This window comes from Streptomyces sp. NPDC029674 (assembly GCF_044903205.1).
In the GTDB taxonomy this organism is placed as follows: Bacteria; Actinomycetota; Actinomycetes; order Streptomycetales; family Streptomycetaceae; genus Streptomyces.
The window spans coordinates 477153-502590 of the sequence record NZ_JBJDPY010000003.1 but is presented as its reverse complement, the minus strand read 5'-3'; the positions used below and the strand labels follow the sequence as shown (position 1 = coordinate 502590).

20 protein-coding genes are annotated in these 25438 nt (G+C 71.8%); 9 read left to right on the top strand and 11 right to left on the bottom strand.

Translation table 11 applies throughout. The features are described from left to right. Positions 1 to 141: 141 nt before the first annotated feature. From ACI2L3_RS09695 to ACI2L3_RS09685, 3 genes are all read right to left on the bottom strand, one after another. The gene (locus tag ACI2L3_RS09695; protein ID WP_404751767.1) at positions 142 to 1974 is read right to left on the bottom strand and encodes a PQQ-binding-like beta-propeller repeat protein; all 1833 of its coding nucleotides are present in this window, start codon (positions 1972 to 1974) and stop codon (positions 142 to 144) included. 58 nt (positions 1975 to 2032) lie between these two features. Then, entirely contained in the window at positions 2033 to 3829 is a 1797-nt protein-coding gene (locus ACI2L3_RS09690) for a PQQ-binding-like beta-propeller repeat protein (protein WP_404751766.1), read from the bottom strand. Between the two features lie 156 nt (positions 3830 to 3985). Then, positions 3986 to 5803, bottom strand: coding sequence for an ABC-F family ATP-binding cassette domain-containing protein (locus tag ACI2L3_RS09685; RefSeq protein WP_404751765.1), 1818 nt, complete (start codon positions 5801 to 5803; stop codon positions 3986 to 3988). A gap of 169 nt (positions 5804 to 5972) precedes the next feature. On the opposite strand from ACI2L3_RS09685, the gene ACI2L3_RS09680 reads away from it, so the two are divergent. Further along, on the top strand, positions 5973 to 6587 hold the full coding sequence (locus ACI2L3_RS09680; RefSeq protein ID WP_404751764.1) for a Uma2 family endonuclease: 615 nt from the start codon (positions 5973 to 5975) through the stop codon (positions 6585 to 6587). Here the strand turns inward: ACI2L3_RS09680 and ACI2L3_RS09675 are convergent. The 5 genes from ACI2L3_RS09675 to ACI2L3_RS09655 form a co-directional block, all read right to left on the bottom strand. Further along, the gene (locus ACI2L3_RS09675) at positions 6565 to 7923 is read right to left on the bottom strand and encodes an acyltransferase (protein ID WP_404751763.1); all 1359 of its coding nucleotides are present in this window, start codon (positions 7921 to 7923) and stop codon (positions 6565 to 6567) included. The two genes, ACI2L3_RS09680 and ACI2L3_RS09675, sit on opposite strands and share 23 nt — an antisense overlap. Before the next feature lie 84 nt (positions 7924 to 8007). Further along, positions 8008 to 8895, bottom strand: a complete 888-nt coding sequence (locus ACI2L3_RS09670) for a 4-(cytidine 5'-diphospho)-2-C-methyl-D-erythritol kinase (protein WP_404751762.1) — start codon at positions 8893 to 8895, stop codon at positions 8008 to 8010. Further along, positions 8892 to 9758 (bottom strand): 16S rRNA (adenine(1518)-N(6)/adenine(1519)-N(6))-dimethyltransferase RsmA, encoded by an 867-nt coding sequence (gene rsmA / locus ACI2L3_RS09665; RefSeq protein ID WP_404751761.1) that lies wholly within the window; start codon positions 9756 to 9758, stop codon positions 8892 to 8894. Before rsmA ends, ACI2L3_RS09670 begins: the two co-directional genes overlap by 4 nt. Next, entirely contained in the window at positions 9748 to 10500 is a 753-nt protein-coding gene (locus tag ACI2L3_RS09660; RefSeq protein WP_404751760.1) for a formylglycine-generating enzyme family protein, read from the bottom strand. Before ACI2L3_RS09660 ends, rsmA begins: the two co-directional genes overlap by 11 nt. Before the next feature lie 49 nt (positions 10501 to 10549). Next, complete coding sequence (locus tag ACI2L3_RS09655; RefSeq protein ID WP_404751759.1) at positions 10550 to 11677, bottom strand: dihydrofolate reductase family protein; 1128 nt, start codon at positions 11675 to 11677, stop codon at positions 10550 to 10552. A 427-nt stretch (positions 11678 to 12104) separates the two neighbouring features. Between ACI2L3_RS09655 and ACI2L3_RS09650 the strand changes: the two genes are divergently transcribed. From ACI2L3_RS09650 to ACI2L3_RS09615, 8 genes are all read left to right on the top strand, one after another. Further along, a complete protein-coding gene (locus ACI2L3_RS09650) occupies positions 12105 to 13259 on the top strand; it encodes a glycosyltransferase (RefSeq protein ID WP_404751758.1) in 1155 nt (384 codons plus the stop codon). After that, positions 13249 to 14493 (top strand): hypothetical protein, encoded by a 1245-nt coding sequence (locus ACI2L3_RS09645; protein WP_404751757.1) that lies wholly within the window; start codon positions 13249 to 13251, stop codon positions 14491 to 14493. Before ACI2L3_RS09650 ends, ACI2L3_RS09645 begins: the two co-directional genes overlap by 11 nt. Before the next feature lie 49 nt (positions 14494 to 14542). After that, positions 14543 to 15199 carry a GTP cyclohydrolase II gene (gene ribA, locus ACI2L3_RS09640; protein WP_404751756.1) on the top strand — a complete coding sequence of 219 codons (657 nt, stop codon included), beginning with the start codon at positions 14543 to 14545 and terminating at the stop codon, positions 15197 to 15199. Further along, complete coding sequence (locus ACI2L3_RS09635; RefSeq protein WP_404751755.1) at positions 15196 to 16536, top strand: MFS transporter; 1341 nt, start codon at positions 15196 to 15198, stop codon at positions 16534 to 16536. The genes ribA and ACI2L3_RS09635 overlap by 4 nt, the downstream gene beginning before the upstream one ends. Next, positions 16533 to 18212 (top strand): WD40 repeat domain-containing protein, encoded by a 1680-nt coding sequence (locus ACI2L3_RS09630; protein ID WP_404751754.1) that lies wholly within the window; start codon positions 16533 to 16535, stop codon positions 18210 to 18212. Before ACI2L3_RS09635 ends, ACI2L3_RS09630 begins: the two co-directional genes overlap by 4 nt. A 43-nt stretch (positions 18213 to 18255) precedes the next feature. Further along, positions 18256 to 19005 carry a class I SAM-dependent methyltransferase gene (locus ACI2L3_RS09625; protein WP_404751753.1) on the top strand — a complete coding sequence of 250 codons (750 nt, stop codon included), beginning with the start codon at positions 18256 to 18258 and terminating at the stop codon, positions 19003 to 19005. A gap of 17 nt (positions 19006 to 19022) precedes the next feature. Then, complete coding sequence (locus tag ACI2L3_RS09620) at positions 19023 to 20330, top strand: extracellular solute-binding protein (protein ID WP_404751752.1); 1308 nt, start codon at positions 19023 to 19025, stop codon at positions 20328 to 20330. Between the two features lie 65 nt (positions 20331 to 20395). Beyond that, positions 20396 to 21643, top strand: a complete 1248-nt coding sequence (locus tag ACI2L3_RS09615; RefSeq protein ID WP_404751751.1) for a galactosyltransferase-related protein — start codon at positions 20396 to 20398, stop codon at positions 21641 to 21643. Here the strand turns inward: ACI2L3_RS09615 and ACI2L3_RS09610 are convergent. From ACI2L3_RS09610 to ACI2L3_RS09600, 3 genes are all read right to left on the bottom strand, one after another. Continuing rightward, complete coding sequence (locus ACI2L3_RS09610) at positions 21638 to 23050, bottom strand: MFS transporter (RefSeq protein ID WP_404751750.1); 1413 nt, start codon at positions 23048 to 23050, stop codon at positions 21638 to 21640. The genes ACI2L3_RS09615 and ACI2L3_RS09610 overlap by 6 nt on opposite strands. Before the next feature lie 81 nt (positions 23051 to 23131). After that, the gene (locus ACI2L3_RS09605; RefSeq protein WP_404751749.1) at positions 23132 to 24454 is read right to left on the bottom strand and encodes a ubiquitin-like domain-containing protein; all 1323 of its coding nucleotides are present in this window, start codon (positions 24452 to 24454) and stop codon (positions 23132 to 23134) included. A 98-nt stretch (positions 24455 to 24552) separates the two neighbouring features. After that, complete coding sequence (locus ACI2L3_RS09600) at positions 24553 to 25428, bottom strand: TatD family hydrolase (RefSeq protein ID WP_404751748.1); 876 nt, start codon at positions 25426 to 25428, stop codon at positions 24553 to 24555. Positions 25429 to 25438 lie beyond the last annotated feature (10 nt).

Genomic DNA, 25438 nt, shown 5'->3' with positions numbered 1-25438 from the left:
GGTCGTGCTCCTCGCTTTCCTTCTGGTGGTTTTTGTTGGTGCGGGGGGTGGTGTGGGGGGGGTCGGGGGGGGGGGCCGGGGGGCCCGCGGGGGGGGGGGGGGGCCCCCCCCCCCCCGTCCGTAACTGCCGTGCTCCTGCCGCTACTTCGCGATGAAGCCGATCGCCACGAACTCCTTCTCGTCCTTCGAGTAGGGCCTGCTCAGCAGCTTCTTGCCGAGGAACAAGTGGCCGTTCCCGTAGAGGAGTTCGTTCGACTTCGGGACCATGCCGCTGATCGCGTCGGTGACCGCCTCGGAGCCCGGGGTCTCCAGGAGCTTGGTCTCCTTCATCGTCTTGCCGTCGAGGGACACGACCTGGGCGCCCTGCTTGTAGCCGTGCGCCTTGTACGCGATGACGTTGCCGCCGTCCATACGGATCGGGAAGATCTCGCCGTCGTCACCGGCGACCGCGCGGTCGCTGGTGGGCTTTCCGGTGGCCAGCGAGAAGGAGACGATCTCGTTGGTGCGGTTGTAGCTCTCACCTGCGCCGTCGTGCTGCTTCGTCGGCACGTACAGCCGGTCGTTGCCCACGGTGATCGCCTTGCAGTCGTTCACCATGTTGACGCCGCAGTCGTGCTCGTACTTGCCGTCCTCCAGGGAGATCTTGGCGCGCAGCTTGCCGTTGCTGCCGATGGAGAAGACGTCCGTGGCACCCGAGGCCGTGATCTCGGTGGTGTCCTGGCCGAAGACGACCGGGTTCGTCGAGATGATCTTGGCGTTGTCGATGCCGTCGGCGAGCGGGTACGTCCACTTGTCGTCGCCGGTCTTCGGGTCGAGGAGCTGGACCTTCAGCCGCTCGTCGCCGTACGTGCCGCACTTGCGGACCGCGACCAGCTGGTCACCGCCGGCGTAGCCGACGTCCTCGCACTTGCCGACCTTGGGCTTCCACAGGGAGTTGCCCTTGACGTCCCAGGCGGCGCCGCCGCTGGAGGTGCCCGCACCCGCGGCGATCGTGGTGCCCGAGATGGTGACCTCCTTGAAGGTCGCCTTCACGCCGTTCGTCTCGACGCTCTCGGTCCACAGCTTCTTACCGGACTTCAGGTCGACCGCGGAGACGTTGCTGCACTGCTCGTAGTCGCCCTTCTTGTTCCGCTTGGCCTCTTCGGTGACGACCGCGACGATGCCGTCCTCGGTGACCTCCGGCGACATCGCGCAGGTCATGCCGGAGAGCGGGACCGTCCACTTCTTCTTGCCGGTGTCCGGGTCGTAGCCGTTCAGCTCGTTGACGCCCGCCTTGGCGTAGACGTCGTCGGTCAGCACGGAGCCCGTGACGTTCCAGATCTGGTCCTTGGCGACCTCGGGCTGCGGCAGCTGCATCAGGACCTTGGCCGCGGGGTCGGCCGGCGCCTTCTCCTTGGCCGGGCCCTGCTCCGGCGCGCTGCCGCCCTTCTCGCCCTTCTCCGAACCCTTGCCGCCCTTGCCGTCCTTGCCGGACTCCTGCGCGGTGTTCTTGGAGTCGTCGTCCTTCGTCGAGGCGTAGTAGACACCGCCGCCGACGATCAGCGCGATCGCGGCGACCGCCGCGACGATGATCCCCATCTGGCCGTTGAACTTCTTGCCACCGCCGGAGCCGGAGTCACCGGGCTGCGGCTGCATCGGCATGGTCGGCGGCTGCTGGTACCCCTGCTGATACTGCTGCTGGTAGCCCTGCTGGTACTGCGGCGTGGCGGGCTGCGTCGGGTAGCCGTAGCTCTGCGGAGGCTGGGGTGCCTGGGGCGCCTGCGGGTAGCCGTAGGTGGGCTGGCCCGCCGGGGGTGCCGGGGGAGCCGGGGGTGCCGCCGGGGGAGCCGCGGGCGGCGGGGGCGTCTGCGGGTAGCCGTACGACGGGTCCGGTGCCTTGCCGAAGCCTCCGGGCGGAGGGTCCTGCGGGGCGCCGAAACCTCCCTGCGGGGGCTCGTTCGGCGGCTGCTGCGGTGGCTGGGGCGGCTGGGTCATGACGTCGTCTATTCCTTGGGGACGTGAGCGGTCGAGCTGATGACTGGGTGGGGGCGCGTCACTTGCCGTAGGCGAGCATCAGCTTCGCCTGGCCGGAGGTGCGCATGATGCTGGTGGTCGAGATGTAGAAGCGCCCGTCCACGTAGTCGACGTCCTTCGAGTAGAAGCCGCTCTCGATCCGCGAGGTGCCCTTCGGGTGCTGCAGAAGTGTCTCGGGCTTGTGCGAACCGGACGTCGCGATGGAGACGACACGGCCGCCGGAGTCGTACGACGGAGTGACGTACGCGATCAGCTCGCCGTTCTCGACCTTCAGCGGGAGCATCGTTTCGTCCAGCGGCGACTTGGTGCGCCAGGCCTCCTTGCCGGTGGCCAGGCCGATCGCCACGACGTGGTTCGCGCCGCTCTTCTCGTTCGTCGGCAGGTAGAGGTACTTGTCGTCGACGGCCACGCCCAGGCAGCCGCCCAGTTCACGGCTGAGGACCGAGGTGTCGCACTCCGGCGCGAAGCTGTCCTTGGTGATGGCCTCGGAGCGCGTCTTGTCGCTGTTCTCCTTCAGCACCATGATGTTGAACTGCTTCTTGTCCTCATTGCTGAGGTAGACGATCGTCGGGCTGACCGAGAAGATCTTGCCGATGCGCCAGCCCTTGGCGAACTTCTTCGTCCACAGGGCGCGGCCCGTTTGGGGATCGAGCTGCTGCAGTTCGTCGTGCTGGTTGTCCGTGCTCGCGCCGCAGGACAGGGCCATGAGGAGCTTCTCGCCGCCGGCGAAGCCGTTGGGGAAGCAGGTGCCCTCGTCCTTCTTGTCCGCGACGTAGAGCTTCTTGCCGTCGCTCATCCGCAGCGCCGTGCCGGACTGGTCGCGGCCGACCATCAGGATGTCGCCGACGAGGACCAGCTGGCTCCTGAGCGCGAAGTCGAAGAGACCTTCCTCCTTGACCGGCTTGCCCCAGCCCTTGTCACCGTTCTTCAGGTTGATGACCTGGAGCTGGTTGCACTTGGCGTCGCTCTTGGTGCCTTCCTTGTACGCGACGACGATCCTGCCGTCGTCCGTGGCCGTCTGCGTCGCCGCGCAGATCTTCTGCGGGAACTCGATGGCCTTCCAGGCGGTCTTGCCGGTCCCCACCTTGTACGCGAGGAGCTGCTTGTACGCGGCCTTGACCACGGTGTCGCCGTACACCCACATGCCGGGGGCGTCGCCTCCGGAACCGGGCACCTTGGGCGCCTCCTTGTACCAGAGGACCTTCGCCTCGCCGGCCTGACGGCCTTCGTTGAGGTCTTCCTTGCCCTCGTGGCCGTCGCCGTCGCCGGTGCCCGGGTTGGCCGGGGCGGAGGCGGTGGGCTCTGGATCCTTGTTCTTCGCCTCGGACTTCTTCGTGCCCTCGTCGTCACCGCTGACGACGGCATAGGTGACACCGCCCGCGACGAGCAGCGCGGCCACGGCCGCGGCGACGACCATCACGAGCTTCTTGCGCTTGCCGCCGCCACCGCCGCCGCCGGGCGGGGTGCCGGGTGCGCCGGGGCCCGCGGGGAACTGGGGCTGCGTCGGCGGCTGCTGCGGGTATCCGTACTGCGGCTGGGCTCCGTAGGGGCCGGGCTGGGTCGGCTGGGCGTAGGGGCCGGGCTGCGTCGGCTGGCCGTACGGACCGGGCTGCTGGGGCTGGCCGTACGGTCCCGGCTGCGGCGGCTGGGTTCCGTAGGGGCCCGGCTGCGGCGTCTGCGGGTAGCCGTAACCGGGCTGCGGCGGCTGACCCGGTGCCTGCGGCGGCTGACCCGGTGGCTGTGGTGCCCCGCCCTGCCGTGGATCCTGCGGAGCTCCGAAGCCGCCGGGCGGCGGCTGGTTGGGCGGCTGAGTCATCAGCGCTTCCCCCTTCACTGATTTTCGGCACGCCAAGTGGTGCTCAGGGCAGCCTTTCTATCACCCTGCCCCCGTACCACACGGGTCCGGTCCAGCCCCTGTTCCCAAGGGAGGACCGGCCCGTAATGCGTCCGTTACTGGAGCTCCACGGGAGCTCTACGCGTCCTCCGCGAGCTCCAGCCAGCGCATTTCCAACTCCTCGCGCTCGCCGATTAGTTCACGGAGTTCCGCGTCCAGTTTGGCCACCTTTTCGAAGTCCGTGGCGTTATCGGCGATTTGGGCGTGGAGCTTGGTCTCCTTCGCGGAGACCTTGTCCAGCTGCCGCTCGATCTTCTGGAGTTCCTTCTTCGCGGCGCGGGCGTCGGCGGCGGAGACGGTCTTCGTCGCGGCGGCCTGTGCGGGCGCGCTCTGCGCGGGCGCCGACGCGCTCGCGGTCTCCGCCATCCGCCGCCTGCGCTCCAGGTACTCGTCGATGCCGCGCGGCAGCATCCGCATCGTCGCGTCGCCGAGGAGCGCGAACACCTTGTCCGTGGTGCGCTCGACGAAGAACCGGTCGTGGGAGATCACGACCATGGAGCCGGGCCACCCGTCGAGCACGTCTTCGAGCTGCGTCAGCGTCTCGATGTCGAGGTCGTTGGTCGGCTCGTCGAGGAAGAGGACGTTCGGCTCGTCCATCAGGAGACGCAGCAGCTGCAGCCTGCGCCGCTCACCGCCGGAGAGGTCGCCGACCGGCGTCCACTGCTTCTCCTTGCTGAACCCGAACGTCTCGCAGAGCTGCCCCGCGGTCATCTCCCGGCCCTTGCCGAGGTCGACGCGCTCACGCACCTGCTGCACGGCCTCCAACACCCGCAGCGTCGGCTTGAGTTCGGCCACTTCCTGCGAGAGGTAGGCGAGCTTCACGGTCTTGCCGACGACGATCTTCCCGGCCGCGGGCTGCACGTCGCCCTGGCTGCGCGCCGCGTCCGCCATGGCCCGCAGCAGCGAGGTCTTGCCCGCGCCGTTCACCCCGACCAGACCGACACGGTCACCGGGACCGAGCTGCCAGGTCAGGTGCTTGAGCAGCATCTTGGGCCCGGCCTGCACGGACACGTCCTCGAGATCGAAGACCGTCCTGCCGAGCCGGGTCGTGGCGAACTTCATCAGCTCGCTGGTGTCGCGCGGCGGCGGCACGTCCGCGATCAGCTCGTTGGCCGCCTCGATGCGGAACTTCGGCTTGCTGGTGCGGGCCGGGGCGCCGCGCCGCAGCCAGGCCAGCTCCTTGCGCATCAGGTTCTTGCGCTTGGTCTCCTCGGTCGCCGCGATGCGCTCGCGCTCGGCACGGGCGAAGACGTAATCGGAGTACCCGCCCTCGTACTCGTAGACGGACCCGCTCTGCACGTCCCACATGCGCGTGCACACCTGGTCCAGGAACCAGCGGTCGTGCGTGACGCAGACGAGCGCCGAGCGCCGCGTGCGCAGGTGCTCGGCGAGCCAGGCGATGCCCTCGACGTCCAGGTGGTTGGTCGGCTCGTCGAGCACGATCAGGTCGGGCTCGCCGATGAGCAGCTTCGCGAGCGCGATACGGCGCCGCTCGCCGCCGGAGAGCGGGCCGATGACGGTGTCGAGCCCCTGCGGGAAGCCCGGCATGTCGAGCCCGCCGAACAGCCCGGTCAGCACGTCCCTGATCTTGGCGCTGCCCGCCCACTCGTGGTCGGCGAGATCCCCGATGACCTCGTGCCGGACGGTGGCGGCGGGGTCGAGCGAGTCGTGCTGCGTCAGCACGCCGAGCCGCAGCCCGCCGTTGTGCGTGACGCGGCCGGTGTCCGCGTCCTCCAGCTTGGCGAGCATCCGGATCAGGGTGGTCTTCCCGTCGCCGTTGCGCCCGACGACACCGATCCGGTCCCCCTCGGACACGCCGAGTGAGACGCCGTCGAGCAGGGCACGGGTGCCGTACACCTTGCTGACTGCCTCGACATTGACCAGATTGACGGCCATTTCTCTCCTGACAGGGGGGATCGATCGATCCTCCAGCGTAGTCGCCCGCGGGGGCGGGTCCTCGGCCTCCCTGGGCGTACCGGCTTGCTCACTCTTTGTGATGACGGATCAAGGGATCCGCGGCTACCGTTGAGGCACAGGCCGAAGAATCCCGCCCATGGGAGGAACCATGACCGCCGAGCCGATTTCCGAGCCGGCCTCCGAGCCGGTGTCCGGGCCCCGGTGGCCGGTGCCGCCGCCGGAAGGCTGGACCGTGGACGACCTGTACACATTGCCCGATCTCCCGCCGCACACAGAGATGATCGACGGGAGCCTGATCTTCGTGAGTCCGCAGCGCCTGTTCCACAGCATCACCATCGATCTGCTGGTCAACGGGCTACGGAGCAGCGTGCCGCCGGAGATGCGGGTCAGCCGCGAGATGACCGTGGTCCTCGACCGCCGCAACGGCCCCGAGCCGGACATCTCCGTCGTGCGCAAGGAAGCGGTCAAGAGCCGCGATCAGACCTCGTTCTCCGCCGCCGACGTCCTTCTCGCCGTAGAAGTCGTCTCCCCGGACTCGGAGGCCCGCGACCGGGACACCAAGCCTCACAAGTACGCCGCTGCCGGTATCCGCCACTTCTGGCTGGTGGAGATGGCGGGGCAGGACGACCACCCTGTCGTCCAGGTCTACGAACTCGGCACGGTGTCCGGTACATACGCCCTGACCGGTATCTATCACGACCGTCTCAAGGTCTCCGTGCCCTTCGGCATCGACATCGACCTCACCGCCATCGACCTGCTCTGACCCGGCCCCCCGCCCGCTCCACCAGCAGCCACCCCGCCAGCGCCATCCCCACCGCCGCCGGCGCCGTCACCTGGACGGCGACCAGCATCGCCGTACGGCCCTCCAGCAGGCCACCGAAGCCGACCATCGACAGGCCGAGCACCCCGAACAGGCAGAGCGTGACGCCGAGCGCCGCCGCCGGACCCGAGGCCGTGCCCGGAGCGTTCGGCCCCGCCGCCCCCGGCCGCTCGAAGCGGCGGAAGGCCGCGACGAGCCCCGCCGTCAGAGCCGCGGCCGCCCCCATCCGCAGCGGCACCTGAGCCCACCAAGCCGCCGACGCGGGCTCCGGCAGCGGAACGTCGAGGGCGAGCAGCATCCCGTACACCCCGAGCATCGCCGTCAGATGCCAGAGGAACGCCGTCATGGAAACGCCGTTGGCCGCCACCACGCCGCGCCACACCCGCGGCCGCGCCAGCCACCGCGTCGCCGGGCCACGCAGCAGTTCCACCGCGCCGACCAGCCACATGCCGTGGCAGAGGAGGGCGAAGGTGGGCGGCGCCATGTTCGAGACGCGTTCGCCGGGCATGCCGACCATGGAGAGCGGATACGGGCCGAGGGCCACGAGCAGGGAGGCGCCCGCGAGTCCCGCGCCCGCCAGGACGTACGGCACCCGCACCCCGCCCGTCCGCAGCCTGCCGTCCGCGCGCAGGAAGCCCAGCTGGTGCACGGCGAGCCACACGAAGGCGAAGTTCAGGAACTCCAGGTACGGCACGCCGAACGCGAAGCGCGCCACGTCCACCGCGCCGGCCGCCGCGACGAGCGCGCCGAACGCGCCCCACCCCCACCGCTCGTGCAGCCGCAGCAGCGGCGGCGTGCAGGCGACCATCGCGAGGTAGACGCCGATGAACCACAGCGGCTGCGCGACGAGCCGCAGCGCGACATCGAGCAGCCCGCCGCCGTGACCACCCAGTTGGAGGGCGAGCGCCGCCGCGCCCCACACCCCTATGAACACCATGGTGGGCCGCAGCAGCCGCTGGAGCCTGGCCCGTACGAACGCCGAATAGACGGACCGCCCCTCGGACCTCCGGCTCAGCGAGCGGTACGACAGCGCGTGCGAGAACCCGCCGACGAAGAAGAAGACCGGCATGATCTGCAGCGCCCACGTCACGAGTTGCAGCTCCGGCACCACGGCGAGGAGGTTGCCGACCTCGGCGCGGCCATCGTCGCCGACGGTCACGGCGGCCATCAGCCAGTGGCCGACGACAACCGTGCCGAGCGAGGCGACGCGCAGCAGGTCGACGTACCGGTCACGCCCGGCGGGCGTCTTCTCGGCGAGTTCGCGAACGCTTGATCCCATGTACGTACGGTCGCCTGCCGTCGTACGCCGGGGTCAGCGCGCCCGTACTCAGATGCGTACCTGAGTACATGGAGACCTGAGTACCTAGAGCAGCGTGGCGCCCGGAGCGGGCGATTCCGCGACCCGCGCGGCACGGCAGGTGCCGGAGGCGAGGAGCGCGTCCGCCACCTTCCGCGCCGACGCGGCGTCCGCAGCGAGGAACGCCGTCGTCGGCCCCGACCCGGAGACCAGCGCGGCGAGAGCACCCGCCTCGGTGCCCGTGGCGAGGGTGTCGCGGAGCGAGGGGAAGAGGGAGAGGGCGGCGGGCTGCAGGTCGTTGGAGACGGCGGCCGCCAGGGCCTCGACGTCACCGTTCCGCAGGGCGGCGAGCAGGGCGGGGGACGCCTCGGGGGCGGGCGCGACCGGGGTGAGCCGGTCGAACTCCCGGTAGACGGCGGGCGTGGAGAGACCGCCGTCGGCGACGGCGAACACCCAGTGGAAACCGCCCCCGACCTCCAGCGGCTCCAGCTTCTCGCCGCGCCCGGTGCCGAGCGCGGCGCCGCCCACCAGGCTGAACGGCACGTCGCTGCCGAGCTCGGCGCAGATGTCGAGCAGTTCGTCGCGGGAGGCGTGCGTGCCCCACAGCGCGTCGCACGCCACGAGCGCGGCGGCGCCGTCCGCGCTGCCGCCCGCCATGCCGCCGGCGACGGGGATGTCCTTGGCGATGTGGAGGTGGACGTCGGGTGCGATGCCGTGCCGCGCGGCGAGCAGTTCGGCGGCGCGGGCGGCGAGGTTCGTGCGGTCCAGGGGCACCTGGTCGGACCCGGGGCCCTCGCAGGTCACCCGGAGCCCGTCGGCGGGCGTGACCGTGACCTCGTCGTAGAGCCCGACGGCGAGGAAGACGTTGGCGAGGTCGTGAAATCCGTCGGCGCGCGCGGCCCCCACGGCCAATTGCACGTTGACCTTCGCGGGAACCCGCACGGTGACGCTCACGCGCCGGCCTCCTTGTGCTCGGCGATCCGCGCGAACTCCTCCACGGTCAGCGCCTCGCCGCGCGCCTGGGGCGAGACCCCGGCAGCGACCAGCGCGGCCTCCGCGGCGGCCGCGGACCCCGCCCAGCCGGCGAGCGCCGCCCGCAGCGTCTTCCTGCGCTGCGCGAAGGCGGCGTCGACGACGGCGAAGACCTCGCGCTTCGACGCGCTGGTCTTGACGGGCTCGGCCCGCCGCACCAGCGAGACGAGACCCGAGTCGACATTCGGCGCGGGCCAGAAGACGTTGCGCCCGATGGACCCGGCGCGCTTCACCTCGGCGTACCAGTTGGCCTTCACGGACGGCACCCCGTACACCCGCGAGCCCGGCCCGGCGGCGAGCCGGTCGGCGACCTCGGCCTGCACCATCACGAGGGTGCGCTCGATGGTCGGGAAGGTGTCGAGCATGTGCAGGAGCACGGGCACGGCCACGTTGTACGGGAGGTTCGCGACCAGCGCGGTGGGCGCGGGCCCCGGCAGCTCACTCACCAGCATCGCGTCGCTGTGCACGAGCCCGAAGGAGCCGGCCTTCTGCGGAAGGCGGGCCTCCACGGTCGCGGGCAGCGCCCCGGCGAGCACGTCGTCGATCTCGACCGCGGTGACGTGCGCGGCGGTCTCAAGGAGCGCCAGGGTCAGCGACCCGAGGCCCGGGCCGACCTCCACGACGACGTCGTCCGGGCGGACCTCCGCGGTGCGGACGATACGCCGTACGGTGTTGGCGTCGATGACGAAGTTCTGGCCGCGCTGCTTGGTCGGGCGTACGCCCAGGGCAGCGGCCAGCTCGCGGATTTCGGCGGGGCCGAGGAGGGCGCCGTGCTCATTGCTCACGTGCCCAGGTTACGGGGGCCGCAAGCCGGAAGCCCACGCCGATCGCCTTCAGGTCCTGCTCGTAGGCGCCGTGCCTGCGGGCGCACCGGGCCAGGTCACGGTCGTGGCGGAACGCGCCGCCCCGGGTGACGTGGGGATCGAACGCCCAGTCCTCGGCGCCCGGCACCTCGGTCGGAGCGCCCGGATAGGGGGCGTAGAGCGTGGAGGTCCACTCGTCGGCGTTGCCCGCCATGTCCAGGACGCCGAACGGGCTCGCGCCCTCGGGGAACGAACCGACGGGCGTCGTGGTGCCGATGCCGAGGTCCACCAGATTGGCCAGGCCCGTGCGGTACTCCGTGCCCCACGGGAATTCCCGGCCGTCGTCGCCGCGGGCGGCACGCTCCCACTCGTCCTCGGTGGGAAGCCGTATCCCCGGTTCGCCGAGCCGCTCGCCCAGCCACCGGCAGTAGGCCGTCGCGTCGTCCCAGCTGACGCCGGTGACGGGATGGTCCGCGGGCGCGTGTGGGATCGGCCTGCCGGTGGCCTTCGCGAAGAGCGTCCACTGGCCGGCCGTGACCTGGGTGCGGGCGATCCGGAACGCCGGCAGGCGGATCTCCGTACGCGGGGCTTCCTTCCTGTACCACTCCACGGGGACCCCGGTGTCGGCGTAGCGGCGGGCCACCTCTTCCACCTCGTCGGCCGGTGTGCCCCGGCGCAGCAGTCCGGCCGGGATCTCGACCCAGTCCACCGGTTCCACAGACATGGCTTCTCCTCAGCTCGGTTCGGTTCGGCTCGGCTCGGTTCGGCTCGCTTCAGGCCCGGTTGCCCAGAAGATGCGCGTTGGGCGCCATCGCGGCCTCGGCGTACCGCGTCACCTCCGCCACGCTCACACCGGCATCCTGAAGCAGTTCGGCGCCGTCGGCGGCGACGACGAACGTGTCGGGCTCGCGCCAGGCCGTCACCACCCGCCGGACGCCCGAGTCGATGATCCGCCGCGCGCACGAGAGGGGGCTCGACGCGCGCCTGGCGCAGGGTTCCAGGCTGCTGTAGACCGTCGCTCCGCGCAGCCGTGGGCTGTCCGCCAGCTTGGCGAGCGCGGCTTCCTCGGCGTGCACGCGCGGGTCGCCTCCCTCACGGGAGTGCCCCCGGGCGAGCTCCTCCCCGTCGGCTGCCACGACGACCGCGCCGACGGAGAACGCGGTCCGTGACGGCGGGCAGCGGGCGGCCAGTTCGCAGGCCTCCGCGAGCCAGGCCAGGTCCGCGGCGGTGGCCGTGGCGTCGGTGCCGGGGCGGCGGTTCAGCGCGTACCGGAGCAGGACCACGTCGCCGATGCGCCTGGTGTCGACCAGGGTGTGCCGGTGCAACGGGCCGCCCGGGTAGGGCCCGGGCCCCAGCATGCGCGGCGCGTCGGCCTGGCCCACGAGGAGGGGCGCGACGACGAGTTGGAGCTCGTCGGCCAGGCCCTGCCGGAGCAGCTGGGTGTGGACCTGCCCGCCGCCTTCGACCATCAGCCGCCGCACGCCGAGTGTGTGGAGGTGGCCGAGGACGGCTTCCCAGGTGCCGGCGTCCGCCACTTCGTACACCTCGGCGAGGCCGCCGAGGGCGGCCTCGGCCCGTGTCCGGGCCCGGGAGCCGACCGCGTACACGGCCTTGCGTCCGCCGTGGTGCCAGAACCTCCATGCCGGGTCGAGATCACCGCTCCTGGTGACGGTGACCTTCAGAGGATGTTCGTGCGGTGCCAGCGAACGCACCCGCAGACGGGGATCGTCGGCGCGGAGCGTCCCCGCTCCCACCAGAACGGCGTCACTGAATGCGCGTTCCGCCTCGACCCGCTCGAAATCCTCCTCATTGGACAGCAGAAGACGGCTTTCGCCCTGTCGGGTGTCGAGACAGCCGTCCAACGACACGGCGGCCGAGAGCAGAACGTGCGGCACGGGCATGGCGTGGAGTTCCTTGACGGTGCGGGGAATTATTTTGAAGGGTTGCTTCGAAATATATTGAAGGGTTGCTTCGAAATTGGTTCGCGAGACGGCGGATCACGCTAGAGGCCGTCAACAGGCCCGTCAACCCCCTCTCGTTTCGGCCTCTCATCGCTCAGAAATAGTGGTTGACAGGTCGTTGAACGGGAGTGCTAGATTGCCGAGGCGCTGGAGATGATCTTCGCTTTACCGGGGGTTTTCGCCAGCTCTTTCACGACTTGCTTGCTGCGTTCGGGTTTATCGGCGGGGCTTTCCTTCTCGCGTGTTTTCACGTGGAAAGAAATCAGAATGCCCCATTCCGTTTATCTGGGCGCAGTTCTGTCGACTATCGGGGGTTAGCGATGCAGGCAGCGCGAGATCGGTTCACATACTCGAAACCCGAGTGCATATGACCGACATTCTGGTACCCACCTGGCCGGTGACCCCGTACGCGGTGGACCGGCTTCCGTCGCAGTGGCGCCCCACCCGGCGCCTGACTCTGTTGATGCCCTTCTACCGCGAGACCGAGGCCACCCTCGCCCGCTCCGCCCGGGCCGTGGCGGCGCTGGAATACCCTCCGGAGCTTCTCCAGGTGCTCTGGCTCGTCGAGGACGGGCCGGACGGCGCCCAGGACCGGGAGCGGGCCGTGCGGGTCCGGGCCGCCGTGAACCGGCCCGACCTCGACTGGGAGATCCTGAGACTTCCGAGCATGCGCCCCAAGGGCGCCGCGCTCAACCACGCCTTTCCGCACGCCGACGGCGAAGTGATCGCCGTCGTGGACGCCGATGTCGTGCCGGGCCCCGGCCAACCCGCCGAAGCCGTCTGGGCCTTGGAGCAGGACTACGCGCTGGTGCAGGCCGACGAGGTCAGCGAGCGCGGGACCCGGCTCACGGCCCGCCTCAGGGCCGCCGAGGACGCCGTGTGGCAGGCCTCCGTGCGCGGCCTTGCCAGGACGGCCGGTGTGCACGTCGTCGCCGGAAGCTCCGTCTACGCCTGGGCGTCCACCTGGGACCGGGTACGCCCGATCCGCTCGGACGACGTCGAGGAGTCCTACCACTGGTCGCTGCAGCTGATGAGCCACGGCGTCCGCACCGGCTTCCTGCGCACGCCGTCCGGCGTCAGCTCCACCGAGAGCGCCGGTGCGGCTCTGCGCCAGCGGGCACGCTGGACCCGCGGACAGCTGCGGGCCGTCGCGGTCAACTGGCCCGGCCTCTCCGCGCGGGGCCGGGTCCTGGGAGCGGTCACCGTGGGCAGCCTGGCCGCCAGAGCGGCCCTGCCGGTCGCCGTCGCCGCCTCCGCGGTGTCCCCCCGGGCCCGTAAGGTGACCGCCGCTCTGCTGGCCGCGGACGCGCTGTGCGTCCTGGGCGCCCGCCGCAGCTCCGAGTACCGCGACCGGGCGGACGGACTGGCCTGGGCGCTGGTCGTGCCCTGGCACCTCGTCGGCTCCGCTTCGGTGTACCGCGCGCTGTGGGAGTGGGCGAGGGGGGACCGGGGCTGGCACAGCGTCCGCGCGGTCTCCGACGCCGGCACCACCGGACCGGAGGCGCGTCCGGATGACCAGTGACACCACTGACGCCGTTGCCCGCACCGATGCCGCCGACACCACTCGTGCCGCGCCCGTCATGTCCCGCCCCGTGATCAGTGCCGCGGTGATGTCCCACCCCCGTAGGCAGACCGAGGCCGCGCGGCTGGCACACGCACTGGACCGGTGGCACACCCACGTCGCGCACGACCCGGTCCCCGACGGCCCGCCGACGACCCTGCGCACCGCGTGGGCCGCCTGGGGCGCGATCCGCCCCGACGCCACGCACCACCTGGTGCTCCAGGACGACGTGGAGCTGTGCCGGGACTTCGCCGAGCGCGTCGAAGCGGCGGTCCTCGAACACCCGGACACGCCCCTGGCCTTCTACGCGAACTGGGACTCGTGGAACGGGGCGGCGACCCGGGCCGCCGCGCTCGGCGGCGAACGCTGGGTGCCCGCCGTACCCGGAGAGTGGATACCGACCCTGGCGCTGCTCCTGCCGAGGCGGGACGTGACCGCCCTGCTGTCCGCCGCACCGCCCGACGAGGCGGAGCCCGAACCCGACGACGTGGTCCTGGCCCGCGAACTCGGCGCGCGCGGACGACAGGTGCTCATCTCGGTGCCGCACCTCGTCGAGCACGCGGGGCACCCCAGCCTCATCGGCAACGACGGCTACGGGCCCCGGCACTCGGCCTGCTTCGCCGACGACGTACCCGCCTTCGGCCACCCCGAGAATCCCGCCTCCCGGGCCGGCCGGGCCCGGCTGCCCGAAGTGCTCGTGCACCGGTTGCGCGGGCGCGCCCACGTCGTCCTCACCGACCGGGCGGGTACCGCGGGCGGCGAGCCGCGCTGCATGTCACTGCGTACCTACCTCAGGGACACGGACATGGCCGAGCGCGGCCTGGCCCACTGGAAGGCGGCCCGTGCGGAGCTGCAGGCCCCCGACGACCTGTTCTGGCTGTGCGAGGAACTCTGGTACTGCGCCTACCTGTTGGGACTCCACACCTCGCACCCGTACGGCCCGCCGCCTCCCCGGCTCGTACGGGTGGCGTTGCGCAGCCTCGTCCTCGGGGGCACGGCGCTCCCCGCCGCGCAGCGCCTGTGGACCGAGCAGCACGCGGCCAGGCTGACGACCCTGGCCGAGCACGGCTTCGCCGCGGGGCTCGGCGACCGCCGCACGTACGGGCCGCCGCCCCCGGTCCCCGCCGAACGGCTCGCCGCTCTTCCCGCGGCGGAACGGATCTGGCAGGACCCGTCGCTCGCGGACGCCGTGTGAGCGGACCGTTCCCACCACACGACCAGCACGACACCGTATGGAGAATGCGATGACCACGGCTGTACCTGCCGGAGAGAACTCCCGGACCGACGTACCGCTCTGCACCGTCCGCGCCGAGGTCTCTGTGCCGGTGGACACCGGCACCGGCCCCGTGATGGCCCGCATGATGACCTTCTCCGGCCTGCTCGACGGCCGCGAACACCTGGCGCTGGTCTTCGGTGACGCGCCCGGCCCCGCGCCACTGGTGCGGGTCCACTCGGAGTGCCTCACCGGAGACGTCTTCGGCTCCGGCCGCTGCGACTGCGGCCCCCAACTCCAGGAAGCCATCGGCCTGTTGGCGGCCGACGGCGGCATCCTGCTCTACCTGCGGCAGGAAGGCAGAGGCATCGGTCTTTACAACAAGCTGGACGCCTACCTGCTGCAGGACGAGGGCCTCGACACGTTCGAGGCCAACCGCCGGCTGAGCTTCGAGGCGGATCTCCGTGACTACCGGGTCGCCGCCCAGATGCTCGACGCGCTCGGCGTCACCTCCATCCAGCTGCTCACCAACAACCCCGACAAAGCGGCCCAGTTGACGGCGAGCGGCATCACCGTGCTGGAGTCGGTCCGCACCGGCGTCTTCCTGCACAGCAGCAATCGCCGCTACATCGAGGCGAAGGCCCAGGCCGGCCACCGGATCGTCCTGACGGACACCGCCACGGCATGACGTCCCAGTCCCCCGTACTCCCGGAGACGACGGCCGGGCAGTGGCGCCGGCGCCTGGGACTCCCGGACCTGACGGGTCACGGGCGCATCGTGGTGGCCACCTCTCTGGACACCTTCGGCGTGGGCATGTTCATCCCGCTGTCGTTCCTCTTCTTCCTCCTCAGCACCGACCTCACGGTGGCGCAGGTGGGATGGGGAACGAGTGTGGCGACGCTGCTGTCCATACCGTTCGCGCCCCTGGCGGGAAGCGCCGTGGACCGCTGGGGCCCGCGCGCCTGCCTGGTCGCCAACAACGTGTTCGCCGCCGTCGGCTACCTCTGCTACCTCCTGGTCGACTCGCTGCCCGCCCTGGTGGCGAGCATGCTCGTGGTGCTCTGCGCGGAGCGGCTGTACTGGGCGTCCTGGCCCGCCTTCATCGCCGACCTCGCCCAGGGCGCCGAGCTGGACCGCTGGTACGCCTTCACCGCCGCCGGCAAGAACGCGAGCATCGCGCTCGGCGGCGCGGTCGGCGGCTCCGTCCTGGCCACCGGCTGGTCCGGAGCGCCCGTGCTCATCGTCGTACTCAACGCGGGCACGAGCGTGCTCACGGCCCTGCTGTTCATGCGGCCCGCACGGCCACGGCCGGAAGTCCCGGACCCGGACCCGGAGAAGGCCACAACCCCTGAGGCAGGGCAGTCGGGGCAGGCGGGTTGGGGAACGATCCTCCGGGACCGGGTGCTGCTCTGCCTGCTCGCCTCCCAGGCCGCGCTCGCCTTCGGCTGGCTGATCCCCACCGTCATCCTGCCGGTCTACCTGGTGGAGGTGCAGGACCTGCCCGCCTGGCTGCCCTCCACCACGCTGATGCTCAGCTCGCTGCTCATCGTCGGGGGCCAGACGTACGTCACCGGCCGGCTCGGTGCCGTGGGGCGGGGCCGCGTCATCTCCTGGGCGGCCGTCCTGATCCTGAGCGCCGTCGGCCTGCTCGCGGCGGTGCCGGCCGTCGGCGGGCGGCCCGCGATCGCGCTCGTGATCACGGCGGTCGTGCTGTTCACCGCGGGGCAGATGACCGCGACTCCGGCCGCGGTCGCACTGTCCGCGACCGCGGGCCCGCAGCAGGCGCGCGGCCGGTTCCTCGCGCTGTTCAACCTCACCTGGACGCTGTCCGCGGTGACAGGACCCGCACTCGTCGGGGCCCTGGTCGAAAGGCACACCGCGGTCCTGTGGGCCGTTCTCGCGGCCCTCGTCACGCTCGGCGGCCTCGGCTACCGGTTCACCGGACGGCTGGCACCCGAACTGCTCGGCAGCCCCCGGGCCGAAGAGCCCACCTCCCCACCAACGAAAAGAGGAACGCACACATGATCCGCCACTACGGTCCCATCAGCGGTGTCGCCACCCACGGCAAGCGGTACGTCGCGACGGCCGGCTACGACAACCAGCTGATCCTCTGGGACGCCGCGACCAAGCAGCCGCTCACGCGGGTGAACCACGACCACCTCGTCAACCAGACGTCGTTCAGCCCGGACGGCCGCTTCCTCGTCAGCTCGTCGAGCGACTACTCCGCCCGCCTGTGGTCGCTCCCGGACCTGAACCTCGTCGCGGTCCTCTCCGACCACAAGGACGACGTCGAGATGTCCGTGTTCCACCCCACGAAGGAGCTGATAGCCACCGCGTCCCGCGACCACAACGTCCGCGTGTACGACTTCACCGGCGCGCTGATCACCACGTTCGAGGGACACACCGCGGACGTCATCTCGGTCGAATGGGTCGCGGGCTCCGACGAGCTGGTGTCGTCGAGCGACGACGGCACCATCAAGCGCTGGTCCCTGGAGAGCGGCGCCATGACGAGCGAGGTCGACCTCGCCGGCGTCGAGACCGACACCGTCGCCATCACCCGCGCCGGCGTCATCTACGCGGGCAACGACGAGGGCGAGATCATCGTCATCACCGGTGACAGGACCGAGACCCGCCCCGCCCACGAGGCCGGCATCAAGCGCCTGGTCTACAACGCCGAGCGGGACCTCCTCGTGAGCCTCAGCTACGACCGGACCCTGCGCGTATGGGACACCTCCGAGGACCTCGCCCAGGTCGCCGAGGCCTCGCTGCCCTCCGACGTCTGGCCGCGGTCGTGCGCCTTCCTCGACGGCGACACCCTCGCCTTCGCCACCTTCGGGTCGTCGTACGCGACGTACCGGATCGGCGCCGGCGAGTGGAACCTCGAGGGCGTGGAGCAGACCCCCTGCGTCAACGCGGTCACCGTGGACGGGGGCCGCACGCTGACCATCGGTGACGCCGGAGTCCTGTGGATCGACGGGAAGCGGCACAGCGAGACGGGCAGCCTCTGCAACTTCCTCACCCCGGCCGCCGGGCGCGTCCTCACCGGCGGCCAGATGGGCAAGGTCTTCGACGCGCTGACCGGCGAGGTGCTGTACCAGCACCGCTCACCGCTGAACTGCGGAGCCGCCTTCGAACGCGACGGCGTCACGCACGTCGTCATCGGGGCGTACACCGGCGAGGGCATCGTCCTGTCCGTGGCGGCCGACGGCGCCGTGCGCCACGAGGCGACCCTCCAGCTGCACCAGAACGCCGTCAAGGGCGTCTCCGTCTCCGACGGCCGGATCTTCTCCGTCTGCGCCGACGCCAGTACCACCTGGTTCTCCATCGACGACCTGACCCGGCTGCACCACATCCCCGAGGCGCACGACCGCATCGCCAACGGCTGCGCGCCGCTGGGCGGCGGCGACTTCGCCAGCGTGAGCCGTGACTACAAGCTGCGGCTGTGGCGCGGCTTCGAGCCCACGGTCGTCGCCACGCCGCACGACCACTCCATCAAGTGCGTCGCCGCCGACCCCGCCGGGCGGTTCGTGGCCACCGGTTCGTACCACGGCCTCGTCGCCATCTACGACGTGACGGCCGATGACTGGAGCACGATCAGCCGGGTCACCACCGCGGGCATCTCCTCGCTGTTCTACGACGCGGACGCGGAGTGCTTCCTGGCCGGCTCGTACGACGGCCGCGTGTACCGCGTATCCCACTGAACCGCTCCCCGTCCGTCGGAAGAACAGGAAGAGGCAGCCACCCATGACCACCGCGACCTTCGACTACGGACCCGACTTCTACGACGCGGCCGAGGTCTTCCCCCGCTACCAGGAGACCCGGGCCGTCACCGACGAGGGCAACGCCACCCTCGAAGAGCCGTACGTCCTGGCCTTCCTGGGCGATCTGCGGGGGCGTGCGGTGCTCGACCTCGGCTGCGGCGACGGCACGTTCGGGGAGTCCGCGCTCCGGGCCGGGGCGGCCCGCTACCACGGCATCGACGGCAGCGAACGGATGCTCGCGGCGGCGGCCGCCCGGCTGGACCCGGCCATGCTGGAGCGCGCCGACCTCAACGCCTGGACCTGCCGTGAACCGGGCGTGTGGGACGCGGTCACCGCCCGCATGGTGCTGCACTACCTGGACGACCTGCCTGCGCTGCTGCGCGAGGTCCGGACCGCCCTGGCCCCCGGCGGACGGCTCGTCCTCTCCGTCGAACATCCGGTGGTGACCTGTGCCTACGACGGAGACTTCCACGCGGGCGTGCCGTCCGAGATGCGGGTGCGCGGCTACTTCGACGAGGGTGAGCGCGCCTGCGAGTGGCTCGGCTCCTCCGTCCGCAAGGTCCACCGCACCGTCGAGACCTACGTCCGGGACCTGCACGAGGCCGGGCTCGCCCTGACCGCGCTGTCCGAGGGCCGGCCCGTGCCGGAGAACTTCCAGGACCCCGCGACCTGTACGGCGCGCAGGGCCGCCCCCATGTACCTCACGCTCCGGGCCGAGAAGCCCGCCGGCTGACGACACCAAGGATCCGAATGCCAAGAAGCAAGCGATACCTAGGGGCACTCGCGGCCTCACTGATGCTGACGTTCCTCGCCACGGACGTGTCGGCCGCACCGGCGGACACCGCGCCCCGGCGCCTGAAGGTCTGGCTGATGTGGGGCTCGGTGCCCGCCCCCGTGGTGGACCGGCTCACCGACGAGTTCGAGGCGGCGCACCCCGGCGTCGAGGTGGACGTCCAGCTGCAGAGCTGGGTCGGCATCCAGGAGCGCCTCGAAACCGCGCTCGGCTCCGCCGACACCCCTGACGTGGTGGAGATCGGCACCACCACGACGCCCTCCCTCGCCTCCGCCGACCTGCTCAAGGACCTCAGCGCGCACGCCGGTGAGCTGGGCTCGGAGCAGTGGATACCGTCGCTGCGCGAGTCGGGGAAGTGGCAGGAGCGGCAGTACGGCGTGCCGTTGTACGCCGCTTCCCGCGTCGTGATCTACCGCAAGGACCTCTTCGCGCAGGCCAGCCTCAAGGCCCCCGACGACCAGCGGGAATGGCTGCGCACCACGCGGGCGCTTGGCCGGGAGCACCGGCAGGAGCCCGGCTTCCAGCCGCTCTACCTGCCCGGTCAGAACTGGTACGTGTTCTCCGGTCTGCTGCACGACCGGGGCGGCCGGCTCGCCGCGCACGACGGCCGGCGGTGGCGCGGTGGGCTCGCCACCTCCGAGGCCGCGTCGGCGCTGAAGTACTACCGCACGCTCCAGTCGCTGTCACAAGCCCCGAAGGACCAGGACGAGGCGCATCCGCTGCAGTACGAGGAGCTCGCCAAGGGGCAGGTCGGCCAGATGGTGGGGCTGCCCTGGGAGCTGGCCGACGCCGAGCGGATCAACCCCGAACTGAAGGGAAAACTGGGCATGTTCCCGGTGCCGGGCCGCTCGGCGGACCGGCCGGGCAGTGTCTTCCTCGGCGGTTCGAACGTCGCGGTGTCGGCCCGCAGCGGGCAGCCGGAGCTGGCGAGGGACTGGGTCGCGGAGATCAGCGGTCCCCGGGCGCAGAAGCTCATCGCGGAGGCGAACGGCACCCTGCCCAACCGGCTCGCGCTGGCCCAGGAGGTCGACAACCCGGTGGTCAAGGTGCAGGCGCAGGCCGCCGCGAACGGGCACACCACCCCGGCCGCCCCCCGCTGGCCGCTGGTGGAGGCCGAGCCGAACCCGGTCAAGACCCTCCTCACCGACGTCCTCACCGGCACTCCGGCCCGCGTGGCGGGGCGGCGGGCGAACCGGGTCCTGGACGAGCGGCTGAACGGGGCGCCCGGACCGGTCCGCTCGCAGGACACGCCCGGCCCGCACTAGTCGCGGCCCCGGGCGGCAGACGACGGAGCATGACCCCACCGACCGCCACCGATCGGAGCAGACCCGTGCCCACGCCACCCGAGCCGCCCCGGCCGTCCGCCGACCGGCTCGCCGAACGCCTCACCGCCTACGCCGTGCTGGCCCACGACCCGGCCGTGCCCGCCATCGCCGCCGACTACTGGGCCAAGAGCGAGGACCACTACCGTACGGTCGACGCCGCACTCGCCGCCTTCGTCTCCGGTACTGCCCGGGCGGCGTACGAGAAGGTCCTCGCCGACCCCGTCCACGCCGCGCATCAGCACACCCTGCGCGCCGCCCTCACCGCCCTGCTCGCCGAACACCCGGCGCCGGGGCGGCAGTTGGCGGAGGCGGTGGCGGAGGCCGACCGGCACATCTGGATCGACTACCACCTCGGCGCCGACTACACCGCACAGGCGCCACCGCTCCCGCCGCAGGTGCCGGAGACGGCCGCGGCGACCGGAGCGCCCGGCGCCCGGCCGCGGCCCGGTGCGCCGGACGTCCAGGTGGTGATCCCCTTCCGGGACCGGGCGGGCGGGACGCGGACCCGCAACCTGCTCGCCTGCCTGCGGGCGCTCGCCGACCAGGAGGGCGGGCCCGGCCACCGGGTCACGGTGGTGGAGACCGACAGCGAGCCCCGCACCCGTGAGGCGCTGGCCGGTGTCGTGGACCAGTACGTCTTCGCCCGCAAGGACGGTCTGTTCAACAAGGCCTGGGCGGTCAACGTCGGTGTGGTGCGGGCGACTCGGGATGCGGCGCCCGGGGACGGGTACGTGTGCGTCCTGGACGCCGACATCCTCGTCGACCGGCACTTCGTCGCCCGCAACACGGCGCGGCTGCGCGACGGCGGGCACGGCACCCATCTGCCGTTCCGCTGGTCGCTCTCGCTCGACGCCCCGTCCACCCTGCGCGCCATCGGCCTGCGCAACGACGAGGGCGCCGCCGATGTACCCCCGTCCGTGTTGCGCGGCCTGCTGCTGCGGGAGCCGCCCGGCGGCTGCGTATGGCTGCGCGCCGACGTCTTCCACGCGGTGGGCGGCTTCGACGAGCGGTACGAGGGGTGGGGCGGCGAGGACGACGACGTGGTCGCCCGGCTCGGCGCCGCCGCCCCGCTGCGCCGCTACGAGGACGCGCTGCTGCACCTCGACCATCCCCGGCCGGAGATGACAAGGGAGGACGGCGAGCCCTTCAACGCCCACATCGAGCTGGGCAGTTGGACGGGCGAGCACGGATACGGCGTCCCGGAGAGGTTCACCGGCACCACGGCCGGAGAGGCGGCGCCCACCGGCTCATAGCGTCGCGAGGTCCTTCTTCTCCTCCGGGTGCGGCACCGTGATCCTGCGGGCGACCGGCCCGGCCGCGGCGGCCACCGCGAGGGTGGTGGCGAACACGGCGGCGAAGGCCGCCGTGTCCTGCCCGGCGCGCACATGCGCCATGTTGAACAGGGCCCCGCACAGGACGACGAGCAGCACGCTGGACAGGCTGTCGGACAGTTGCAACGAGGCCGAGTTGCGGCCCTGTTGGTCCGTGGGCGAGTGCTCGAGGGTGAGGACCCCGACGCCGGGGAGCAGCAGTCCCATCCCGAAGCCGGCGACCACCAGGCCGACGGCGACGGTCACCGCGGGCATCGTCCGCAGCGTGCCGCTCAGCGTCAGGGCCGCACCCGCGCCGTGGATCAGCGCGCCGATGAGGACGACCCGCTCGCGGGGCCAGGGCAGCCGGGGGCGGCCCTGCAGCCAGGAGGCGGCGAACCAGGTGAGCGCGGCCCCGGTGAGCGACATGCCGGCCATCCCCGGCGACCACTGCCGTTCGTTCACGAGCATCAGCGGGATATACGTCTCCATGGTGAAGTACGCGCCCGCCGCGACGCCGCGCAGCAGCACCAGGGCCGGAATGCCGCGCCGCGCCCGCAGGGCGCCCGCGGGCAGCAGCCGCCGCAGCCAGACCACGAGCAGGACCAGCCCGACGACCGCGGCCGGCAGACGGTACGGGGCGGCAGGGGTGCCCGCGTACTGCAGCAGACCCGCACCGAGGGCCACCGCCAGCGCGGGCACGACCCGCAGCCCGCTCACCGGCTCGCCGCCCGCGCCCTGCCCACCGCCCCCGGCACCGTCCGCCCCGAGCCGCGCCAACGGCCGGGCGAGCAGCACCAGCGCGACCATGCCGAGGAAGGCGATCCCGTGGAACACCCAGTGCCACGACAGGCTTTCGGCGACGGCTCCCGCGACCGGCGGGCCCACCATGGACGGAACGATCCAGCACGCGGTGATCAGCGAGAACATCCGCGGGCGCAGCTCGGCGGCGTAGGCGCGGCCGACCACCACATAGAGGGCCACGGTCACCGCGCCGCCGCCGAACCCCTGGACGTACCGTCCGGCAAGGAAGACCGGAAGGGCGGTCGCCAGCCCGGACAGCAGCGCACCGCCCGAGAAGCAGAGCAGCCCCGCGAGCAGGGCGGGCGCGGGTCCGCGCCGGTCGGCCCAGCCGCCCGCCAGGACGGTACCGATGATGCCGGTGGTGAGGAAGCCGCCGAACGCGAGGGCGTACAGGCCCAGTCCGTCCAGCTCCTGGACGGCGACCGGCATCACCGTGCTCAGCGCCAGTCCGGCGAACGCGACCAGGACGAAGGTGCTGCTCACCGCGAGCGTGCAGGCACGGTGGCGACGGGAGAGCAGCCCCGGCGACGCGGTCGTGCCGGTCATGGCGCCTCCCCCTGGCGTTGGATCACCGGGAGATTTCCACAGCCCGACCGTCGCGTCAATGAAAGCCGCGGCCCCGGCGGGTTACAGCCTGCTGCCGCAGTGCGGCCACGGGCTGGCGCCCCGCTGCACGTACAGCTTCTTCGCGCGGAACGTCTGCTCCGCCGCCGGCGCGTCCTGGGGGCGCCCCGAGCCGCCAAGCGCCTGCCAGGTCTGCGTGTCGAACTGGTAGAGGCCTCCGTACGTGCCGGAGGGATCCACCGCGCCGGGCCGGCCGCCCGACTCGCAGCGGGCCAGCGAACTCCAATTCAGGCCGTCCGCCCCGGCCACGGACATGGGCATCTGCTTCGTGCCGACCTTCACGATCCGTCTCTGCGGCTCCCGCACCACCTCGGACCTGACGCGCCGCGGCTTCTGCTTGACGCCGTTGACGCTCCGCACCGTGTACGTGACCCGCCGGACTCCCTGCCGCCCGGCCTGCGCCACGACCTCCGTGCCGCGGAACAGCGACGGGTCCTGCACCCTCTCCACCCCGAACGGGATCGGCTCCTCCCGCACCTCCTTCGTCCCGGTCACCCGCATGACCGTCACGGTCTGCCCGTCGCGCGGAAAACTGTCGGGCGGCACCGACGTCGTGTCCTGCCCCCGCAGCGTCACCCCGGACTCGGCGACGGCCTCCCGCACGGTCGCCGCGTTCGTGCGGATCGTCCGCTCCCGCCCGTCGGCCATGATCGTGACGGTGCGTTCGGTGAGGACGTCGAGCGTGAGTCCGTCCCGGTCGATGCGGCGGCTGCGCGAGGCCGACAGCGCGGCGCCCTCCGCCCGCACCCCGAGCTGCCGCAGCGCCCCGTCGACGGTGCGCGCCGTCGTCCACACCTGGCGGCGCTCCCCGTCGAGGGTGAGGTGGACCGGCCTGCCGTAGCGGACGGCGACCTCGTCGCCGCTGGCCAGCGCGGCGCCGGTGGCGGGCGCGACGATGTCGTGGGCGCCGACGTCCACACCCTCGTCGGCGAGGAGTTCGCCGACGTCGTCCGCGAAGGTGTGCAGGGTGCGCGGCTTGCCGTCGACGATGAGCTGCACGGCCTTGTCGTCGGCGACGAACGCGGACGTGCCGCCGGCGAGGAAGGCGACGACGAGCGCCTGCGGCAGCAGCCGCCGTACCGTCTCGGGCCGCTCCGCACCCCGCCCCCGCGCGGCCCGCCGGGCCTCGGCGCGCCCACCACCGGGCACAGGTACGGGCACGGGCACGGGTACGGGCGACTCGGACGCCTGTCGCGGCAGCGTCGCGCCGTCGCTCCCGTACGACGTGTCCTGCCACACCTCGTAGGGCGGCTCATACGGCTCGTATGACGCATACGTCTCGTACGTCTCGTAGGTCTCGTACGTCTCGTACTGCGAGTTGCTCACGACGACGCTCCAGGGGTCCGTACCGGGCGGACAGAACCTAGCGGAGCTCTCGTCACTCTCCAAAGCAGCGCGACTACTCAGGGTCGCGGCGTTGACCGTCAGTAGGCGAAGGCGCGGGCCGTGTTCGCGGCGATGGCCGTGGCCATCGCGTCCTCGTCGATGCCGCGCACCTCGGCCATGGCCCGCAGCGTGACCGGAATGAGATACGGCGCGTTGGGCCGTCCGCGGTACGGGGCGGGCGTCAGGAACGGCGCGTCGGTCTCGACGAGGACGAGGTCGAGCGGGGCGACGGCCAGCGCGTCCCGCAGACCCTGCGCGTTCTTGAAGGTGACGTTGCCGGCGAAGGACATGAAGTAGCCGTTCTCCGCGCAGACTTGGGCCATTTCGGCGTCGCCGGAGTAGCAGTGGAAGACGGTGCGCTCGGGGGCGCCCTCCTCCTTGAGGACGCGCAGTACGTCGTCATGGGCGTCGCGGTCGTGGATGACGAGGGCCTTGCCGTGCCGCTTGGCGATCTCGATGTGGGCGCGGAAGGAGCGCTCCTGGGCCGCCATGCCCTCGGGTCCTGTGCGGAAGTAATCCAGGCCGGTCTCGCCGACGCCGAGCACGTGCGGCAGCGCGGCGAGCCGGTCGATCTCGGTGAGCGCCTCGTCGAGGGCCGCGTCGCCGCCCGGCTCGCGCGCGCCCTGCCGGGACCAGCCGTCGGGGTCGCCGAGGACGATGCGGGGCGCTTCGTTCGGGTGGAGGGCGACCGCCGCGTGCACGCTGTCGTGCGCGGCGGCGGTGTCGGCCGCCCACCGGGACCCGCGGACGTCGCAGCCGACCTGCACGACCGTCGTGACGCCGACGGCCGCGGCCTTGGCCAGGCCCTCCTCCACCGTGCCCGACTGCATGTCGAGGTGGGTGTGGGAGTCGGCGACCGCGACCCGGAGCGGTGCGGGCGGGGGCGGCGGGACGTCGGCGTTCTTCGAAGGCATGCCCCGATCC